Origin of the sequence: Streptomyces adustus (assembly GCF_009377175.1) — a bacterium.
Classification (GTDB): Bacteria; Actinomycetota; Actinomycetes; order Streptomycetales; family Streptomycetaceae; genus Streptomyces; species Streptomyces adustus.
Map to the genome: position 1 here is coordinate 1 of NZ_VJZD01000348.1, position 7,739 is coordinate 7,739.

Below are 7,739 nucleotides of genomic sequence, written 5' to 3' on the forward strand. Positions count from 1 at the left end.
CTTCGGGGCTCTGGCGGCTCGGGGCGTGCCGAGGTCGTCGGGGCCGGGGGCGAGACTCGGCCAGGTGATCACTGACTCTGCGTATCCTGCCCCTGCGAACGGGGGCGCATACAGGGCTCACGCATCCGTTCCGCGCGCCCGTCGGGTACGGGCGAGGAGGACGCCGTCGCGACCCGGCGTCCCCGTACCGTCCCCCGCCATGCGTGGGAGGCGAACCGCTCCCGTGGCGCGGGCCGGGGCGACATGCCTCAGTTCAAGGCCTGTTCGGTCCAGATGGTCTTCCCGGTCGGCGTGTGCCGGGTGCCCCAGCGGTTGGTGAGCTGGGCGACGAGGAGGAGTCCGCGGCCGCCCTCGTCGAAGATCCTGGCCCGGCGCAGATGCGGCGAGGTGGGGTTGCTGTCGGACACCTCGCAGATGAGCGTGTCGTCGTGGATGAGCCGGAGCTGGACGGGTGCCGAGCCGTAGCGGATCGCGTTGGTGACCAGCTCGCTGACCACGAGCTCGGTGACGAAGCCGACCTCGGTGAGCCCCCACGCGTCCAGTTGCGCGAGGGCGTGCTTGCGCGCCGCGGCGACACCGGCGAAGTCCGGTTCCAGGTCCCAGACGCGGACGTGGCGGGCGTCCATCGCCTTGGTACGGGCCAGGAGCAGGGCGATGTCGTCGGCGGGACGCCGCGGCAGCAGCGCGGCGAGCGCTTCGTCGCAGGCGCCCTCCAGCGAGGTGTGCGGAGCGGCCAGGATGCGCCGCAGCCGGTCGGTGCCCTCGTCCGGGTCCTGGCCCGCCGCCTCGATCAGCCCGTCGGAGAAGAGGGCGACGAGCGTGCCCTCGGGCAGTTCCAGTTCGGTGGCCTCGAAGGGCAGCCCGCCCACACCCAGCACCGGTCCGGCGTTGACCTCGACGACGTTCGTGGCGCCGTCCGGCAGCACCAGCACGGGCGGCGGGTGGCCCGCGCTGGCCACCGACAGGGCCCGCGCGACCGGGTCGTAGACGGCGTAGAGACAGGTGGCGCCGACCTCGCTGCCCGCGGCGTGGCCGCATTCGTCGCTGCCCAGCCGTAGGACCAGGTCGTCGAGATGGGCCAGCAGTTCGTCCGGCGGCAGATCGACGTCGGCGAGGGTCTGTACCGCGGTACGCAGCCGGCCCATCGTCGCGGAGGCGTGGATGCCGTGCCCGACCACGTCGCCGACCACGAGGGCGGTCCGGGAGCCCGAGAGCGGGATGACGTCGAACCAGTCCCCGCCGATCCCGGCCCGCGAGTCGCTCGGCAGGTAGCGGAAGGCCACGTCCACCGCCGACTGCCTGGGGGGCCGATGCGGCAGCAGGTTCTCCTGGAGGGTGAGGGCGGTGATGCGCTCACGGGAGTATCGCCGGGCGTTGTCGAGGCAGACGGCGGCGCGGCTGGCGAGTTCCCGCGCCAGGGCGAAGTCGTCCTCGCCGAACGGTTCCGGCCGGGAGCGGAAGAGTACGGCGACACCGAGCGTGGTGTCGCGGGCGATCAGCGGCACCGCCATCAGCGAGGTGATGGCGAACCCGTTGATCCTGCTCGCCCGGGACGGCATGCTCGCCATCCACCGCTCGAAGTCGGCCTCGCCGCTGGCGCTGTGCACCGTCCGTCCCAGGTGCAGGGCCCTGGCGGGCGGCGAGTAGGCGGGGTAGGTGTCGACGGCCCCGGGACCGATGACCGGCTCGGGGCTGCCCTCGACGGTCGAGAGGTGCGCGACCCGGTGCAGCACGACGGCCGCGTCCGGCGGACCGGTGGCCGGCTCCTCGCCCCGGACGACCGGCGCCAGCAGGTCCACGCTGGCGAAGTCCGCGAACTGCGGCACGACCAGGGCGGCGAGTTCGTGCGCGGTGCGATCGAGGTCCAGGGTCGTCCCGATCGAGACGGCCGCCTTGTCGAGCACCGCCAGCCGCTGCCTGGCCCGGTACTGCTCACTGCTGTCGAACGCGGCCATGGCGACCGCGCAGACCTCTCCGGCCGGGTCGCGGACGGGCCACATCTCGAGGCTCCAGGCGTGCTCGTGCACCTCGGAGGGAGCGCGGTTGTAGCCCTCGTAGCGACGGGGCTCCCCGGTCGCGACCACGTCGCGCAGGGCGGCCACGGTGCCCCGCTGGTCCACGTCCGCCGGGACGCCGTCCGGGAAGACCCGGCCGCGCAGGACGTCCTCCCCGATGCCCATCAGGCGGACCGCCATGTCGTTGAGCCGCAGGTACCGCTGGTCGACGCCGAAGACCGAGAACGACATCGACGCCTGGCGAAACGCCCACTCGACCAGCGGGCGCCCGTCGTCGCCCCCGCCCTGAGGCTCCATGCATTCAGCTTGCCTCTCCGCCTGGGGGCGAACAACTCGGCCGTACCGGCGCGAGCACCTTTCGGGACGGGCACCACCGACGGGCAGGGCGGGTCACCGGGGCGCGGTCACCGGGGCGCCACAGGGAGTCCCGCTCCTCAGCCGCGGGCCCGGCGGGCCTCGCGGCCCCAGTCCTCCAGGACCGGGACGCAGACCTGAGCGAAGCGGTCGTAGTCCTCGGGGGTGTTGTAGACATGCGCGGACAGCCGGAGGTAGCCGACTCCGTCGAAACTGGTGAAGGCGCACTCCACCCCCAGTTCGAGGGTGGCGCGGTCGCGCAGCGCGTCGGCCGCCAGCCGTGTGGTCCCCAGCCCCTCGGGAATCCGGACCAGCCGCATCCCCGGTACGGGCATGCCGACGTCGACGCCCTCCACCGCGCCCCCCGCCGGGCCGGCGAACGCGGCACCGACGACTCGGGCCCCGTAGTCGGCCAGTTCGTCCATGTAGCGGCGGGCGGTGTCCCAGCCCCAGGTGCGCTCGACGAACTCCAGCGCCGTCGGCGCCGCCAGCGGGCCGGTGGCGTCGAGCGTGCCCTGCTGGTCGAAACGGTGCGGGAACGGCTCGGCGGCGCTCCACGAGTCGATCAGCGGATACAGGTGCTCGCGCAGCGGGCCGCGGGCCACGAGGGCGGCCGTGCCGCGGGGCGCGCACCCCCACTTGTGGAGGTTGCCGACCCAGGCGTCGCCGTGTTCCAGCCCCTCCAACGGGGCGGGCAGGAGTCCGGGGGCGTGTGCGCCGTCCACCAGCAGCGTGATGCCCTCGTGCCGGGCGAGCTCGGCCGCGATCCGCTCGACCGGAAGCCTGCGGGCGGTGGCCGAGGTGATCTGGTCCAGGACCACGAGGGCGCACCGGTCGTCCACTTCGGACATCACCGCCCGGTACGCCTGGTCCGCGTCGGCCGCCAGCGGCACGCGCGCCGTGCGCACCCTGCCGCCCCAGCGCCGGGCGAGGCGCTCGGCCCCCATGGTGACGGCGCCGTAGCCGTGATCGGTGACGACGATGTCCTTGCCGGGGTGCGCGGCCAGGGCCGCGTACACGACGCTGGCACCCGCGCTGGCGTTCGGGACGAGCGCCAGGTCCGCGGCGTCGACCCGGAGGTGCTCGGCGATCTCGGTGCGGGCGGCGGCGATCCGCTCGGTCACGTCCCGGAACCAGACGACGGGCGCGCGCTCCATCTCGGCCCGCAGCTCGTGCTGCCGTCGCTGGGCGACCAACGGGACGGCGCCGAAGGAGCCGTGGTTGAGGTGGAGCATGCCGGGATCGAGCGACCAGGCCGCGGCGGCGGGCCGGCCGTCGTCCAGCGTCAGCGGGCGGGGCGCGGTGACGACCTGGGTCTCGCTCACGGAACTCCTCGTGGTTCGCGGCCTCGGCGGCCGTGGTGCGGTGGCCCGGGTGCTCGGCCGCCCCGCGTCGGGCAGGGGCTGACCACCGGACCGCCCACACCCTACCCACGAGCTTCGCGGGCTGCGCCGTGCGGTCTGCGGGCACGGCGCAGCCCATTGCCCCGGCCGATCCGCCTCTGCCGAACCGTTCCTGCCGCGTCGTCCCCGCCGTGCCGTTTCCGGCGGCCGGGCGACGCTCAGGCGACGGGGCCGTAGGTGCCGTCCAGGTACTCCCGCCCGGCCGTCCGCCGGTCCGCCGAGCGGGCCCGCGCTGAGGACATCGCCTCGTCCGGGACCGCCTGCCGGACCTCGGACGCGGTCCCGTGGCCGTAGCGGACGTGCCAGCCGTCGGCGCGCAGGATCAGGGAGACGACGGCGGGCGGGCACGGCAGGTCGAGATGCCGGAAGGCTCTCGCGGGTACCGACAAGGCATGCACGAGCGCGCCCCGGACGACGGACGGTTCGACGATGGCCAGCGCCCGGTCGGTGTCGGACGGCACATGCTCCAGCCAGCGGGCGATGCGCTCGCAGAGATCGCGGACCGACTCGCCGCCGTGCGGCGCGGCATCCGGATCGGTGAGCCAGGCCGAGTAGCCGTAGGGGTCGTCGGCGACGACCTCGGCCACCGTGCGGCCGTACCACCGCCCGTAGTCGAAGTCCCGCAGGGCGGGTTCGGGCACGGTCTCCAGGCCGAGGGCGTCGGCGGTCCGCGCGCAGCGCGCCGAAGGTCCCCGCACGGCCAGCGAGTAGGGCGGGAACCCCGGGTGCGGGGAGGCAGTCCGGAGCGGGTCGCCCGCGAGGGGGAACGGGTCACCGAAGACCTGCGCGGTCCCCTCGGCGGCCGCACTCAGAAACGTCAGACACGTCGTCATTCGTCTGGCCTCCTCGACTTCCGTGCCACGTCGCATGGTCGGACGCTGCACCGTCGGCTAGTGGATGAGCTGGGCGGGTGCGGTGGCGGTGTGCATGGCGTACTCCAGGGGGCCGCGCCTGAAGCGGCGGGTCCAGGCCAGGGCCACGAGCATGGCCACGGCGACGAACGCGACGAGGACCGCGGCCGAGTCCGCGTCGGACATGTCCTCGCTGATGCCGAAGGCGCTGATGGCGACGATCTGGCCGACGTAGGCGGTCAGGGAGACGGAGCCGAGCGCGATCACCGGGGCACCGAGCCGCCGTACGCGGGCGAAACGGGCCGTGGCGAGCAGACAGGACGCGACGACCACCAGAGCCACGCCGGTGTTGCCGACGATGGACCCGGTCGTCTCGCTGTGCGGGGCGGCCACCAGCAGCCAGGCGGGCCTGCCGGGCACGGGAGGCCCGTCGCCGACGGCGTCGGACCACCAGGCGGAGGCGGCCGGACCGCCTCCCACGGCCGCGCTCACGGCGGCCCGGGCGCCCGGCACCAGGTGCAGGGCCAGCCACGACCCGCCGTACCCGACCACCGCCAGGGCGACTCCGCAGGCCGCGATCCTGGCCAGGGCGCGGGGCCGGGTGAGGTCGATCTTGGCCAGGGCCATGCCCGCCACGATGAACGGGAACCAGGTCAGGACCGGGTAGTCACCCGTGACGAACAGATCGACGAACCCGTCCGTGCCGGTGATCCGGGCCAGGGGATCGTGGGCGACGACGGCGTCGGACCAGTCCCCGCCCTCGACGGCGGCCCGCAGCAGATACAGCGCCAGCGGCAGGACGAACGCCCCCGCGGCGGCGATCGCGGCCAGGGTGCTCGCCCGCAGCCGGTGGAGCGGGAGGGCGAGGACGAACAGCAGCCCGTAATAGGACAGGATCACGTTGACCGGGGTGTCCAGGGCGGTCAACGCGTATCCGAGGGCCATCAGGACGGCCGCGCGGATGAGCACACGGCCCATCGCCTGCCGTCCGGCCCGACCGGTCCGGGATCGCGGCCTGCCCGTCAGCAGCACCAGGGTGAAGCCCGCCAGCACGGCGAAGAGGGTGGCGGAGCGGCCGCTGGCCACCTCCAGGAGCCAGCCGGCCGGTCCGCCCACGGACGGATCGGGGCCCAGGTGCACGGCGAACATGCCGACGATGGCCAGACCGCGGGCCAGGTCGATTCCGATCAGGCGGCCCGTCGACGGCGGGCTGGCAGAGGTGGCGTCCGCCGGGGGCGCGGCGGACGCCACGGCCGCCGGTGCGTCGTGCATCATGCGTTCAGACTGAGGGCGCCCGGCGGGCGGCAGCCATCCGGCAGATGGCCGGAACGACCCCGCCGACTGGCTGGTCCCGCGGTGCCCGTCGGCCGATCCGGAGGGATCCGTCCTTCGGATCCGGGGTCCGGGATTCGAGGTCCGGTATCGGGCGGAGCGTCCGCCGACGTGGTACGAATCGGACAGTGGTCCGTCTGCGAGTGGAGCACGCGTGATCCGGGTACTGGTGGTCGACGACGAGGCCCTGATCCGCATGGGCTTCCGGCGCATCCTCGACACGGCCGACGACATCGAGGTCGTCGCGGCGGTGCCCGGTGCCCAGGCGCTGAGCACCGCGCGGGAGACCGCCCCCGACGTCGTACTGCTGGACATCCGGATGCCGGACGTGGACGGTCTGACCGTCCTGGCCGAACTCCGCGGACTCCCCGACCCCCCGGTCGTGGCCATGCTCACGACGTTCGACATGGACGAGTACGTGGCGACGGCGCTGCGCTCGGGCGCCGCGGGCTTCCTGCTCAAGGACACCGACCCCGAGGAGCTGCCGTTCTTGGTCCGCTCCCTGGCCGAGGGCGGCACCGTACTGTCGGCCAAGGTCACCCGGACCGTGGTGGAAGGCTATCTGGACGCCGGTTCCCACGACCGCTGCGTCGGCGGCCTCGGCCGTCTCGACCGGCTCACCGACCGTGAGCGGGCGGTGCTCGTCCTCATCGCCGAAGGGCTGTCCAACACCGACATCGCCAACCGGCTCTACCTGAGCACGGGCACCGTGAAGGACCACGTGAGCGCCATCCTCACCAAACTGGAGGTGGGCGGACGGGTCCAGGCGGCCCTGCTCGCCCAGCGGGCCGGCCTCCTGCGGGAGGAGGGGGACACCCTTTGAGGATGCCGAGGGTGCCGCGACGACTGCCCCCGGTGCTGCTGGACGGCGTACCGGCCGGGGTCGCGCTGCTCGACGTCTGGGCGCACTGGGATCCCGAGGCGTGGGTGCGCATGGCCTGTGCCCTCGCCGCCGCCTTCGCCCTGATCGTGCGGCGCCGTCTGCCACTGCTGACCTTCCTGCTCACCCTCCCGGCCGTGCTGCTCTCCGACGCGGTCATCGCCTCGCTGATCGCGTTGTACACGCTCGCCTCGATCACCCGGCACCGCATGCTCCTGGTCGTCTGCGCCCTGCTGTTCACGCTGGGGGACGTGAGCTCGTGGCCCTCCCCGGGCCTGGATCTGACCCGGGGCAGCACCTTCATCACCCTCGGTTACACCGGGGCGACGGCGGCCGCGCCGGTCTTCCTCGGCCAGCTCGTCCAGACCCGGCGCGACCTGTCGCTGCGGCTCGCCGAGATCTCCGAGGCCCGCGACCACGAGCAGTTGCTGACCGCCCAGGCGGTCCTCGCCAGGGAGCGCGCCCAGCTCGCCCGCGAGATGCACGACGTGGTCTCCCACCAGGTCAGCCTGATCGCGGTGCGGGCCGGGGCGCTCCAGGTCGGCACCCACGACGCGGAGGCCAAGGAGGCGGCCGGCACCATCCGGCGGCTCAGTGTCCAGACCCTCGACGAGCTGCGCCACATGGTCAGCGTCCTGCGCGCCTCCGGCGGGCGCCCCGCCGAACTGACCCCGCAGCCGTCCCTGGCCGACCTGGAGCAGATGGTCGGCAGCAGCGGCATCGACGTACGGCTGACGACGGACGTCCCCGAGGGGCTGCCGCCAACCGTCCAGCGCGCGGTGTACCGCACCGTCCAGGAGGCGCTCACCAACACCCGCAAACACGCCCCCGGCGCCACTGCGACGGTGCGGATCCACCATGAGGGCGACGCCGTCCGGGTCATCGTCACCAACACGGCGCCCAC

Annotated in this window: 6 protein-coding genes; 2 read left to right on the top strand and 4 right to left on the bottom strand. The window is 73.8% G+C overall.

Annotated features, from left to right (window positions below; translation table 11 throughout):
• Positions 1-248: 248 nt before the first annotated feature.
• The 4 genes from FNH09_RS42740 to FNH09_RS42755 all read right to left on the bottom strand — a co-directional run bounded on the left by FNH09_RS42740 (position 249) and on the right by FNH09_RS42755 (position 5,898).
• Positions 249-2,312, bottom strand: coding sequence for a SpoIIE family protein phosphatase (locus FNH09_RS42740; RefSeq protein WP_152895260.1), 2,064 nt, complete (start codon positions 2,310-2,312; stop codon positions 249-251).
• A 137-nt stretch (positions 2,313-2,449) separates the two neighbouring features.
• Positions 2,450-3,694 (bottom strand): aminotransferase class V-fold PLP-dependent enzyme, encoded by a 1,245-nt coding sequence (locus FNH09_RS42745; protein ID WP_162469939.1) that lies wholly within the window; start codon positions 3,692-3,694, stop codon positions 2,450-2,452.
• A 236-nt stretch (positions 3,695-3,930) separates the two neighbouring features.
• Positions 3,931-4,605 (bottom strand): histidine phosphatase family protein, encoded by a 675-nt coding sequence (locus tag FNH09_RS42750; RefSeq protein ID WP_152895264.1) that lies wholly within the window; start codon positions 4,603-4,605, stop codon positions 3,931-3,933.
• A 57-nt stretch (positions 4,606-4,662) separates the two neighbouring features.
• Positions 4,663-5,898 carry a DUF418 domain-containing protein gene (locus FNH09_RS42755; protein WP_152895261.1) on the bottom strand — a complete coding sequence of 412 codons (1,236 nt, stop codon included), beginning with the start codon at positions 5,896-5,898 and terminating at the stop codon, positions 4,663-4,665.
• A gap of 211 nt (positions 5,899-6,109) precedes the next feature.
• Between FNH09_RS42755 and FNH09_RS42760 the strand changes: the two genes are divergently transcribed.
• Positions 6,110-6,778: a response regulator gene (locus FNH09_RS42760; RefSeq protein WP_162469940.1), complete on the top strand. Its 669-nt coding sequence runs from the start codon at positions 6,110-6,112 to the stop codon at positions 6,776-6,778.
• Between the two features lie 2 nt (positions 6,779-6,780).
• A partial coding sequence (locus FNH09_RS42765) for a sensor histidine kinase (protein WP_152895262.1) occupies positions 6,781-7,739 on the top strand: 959 nt, incomplete at its 3' end.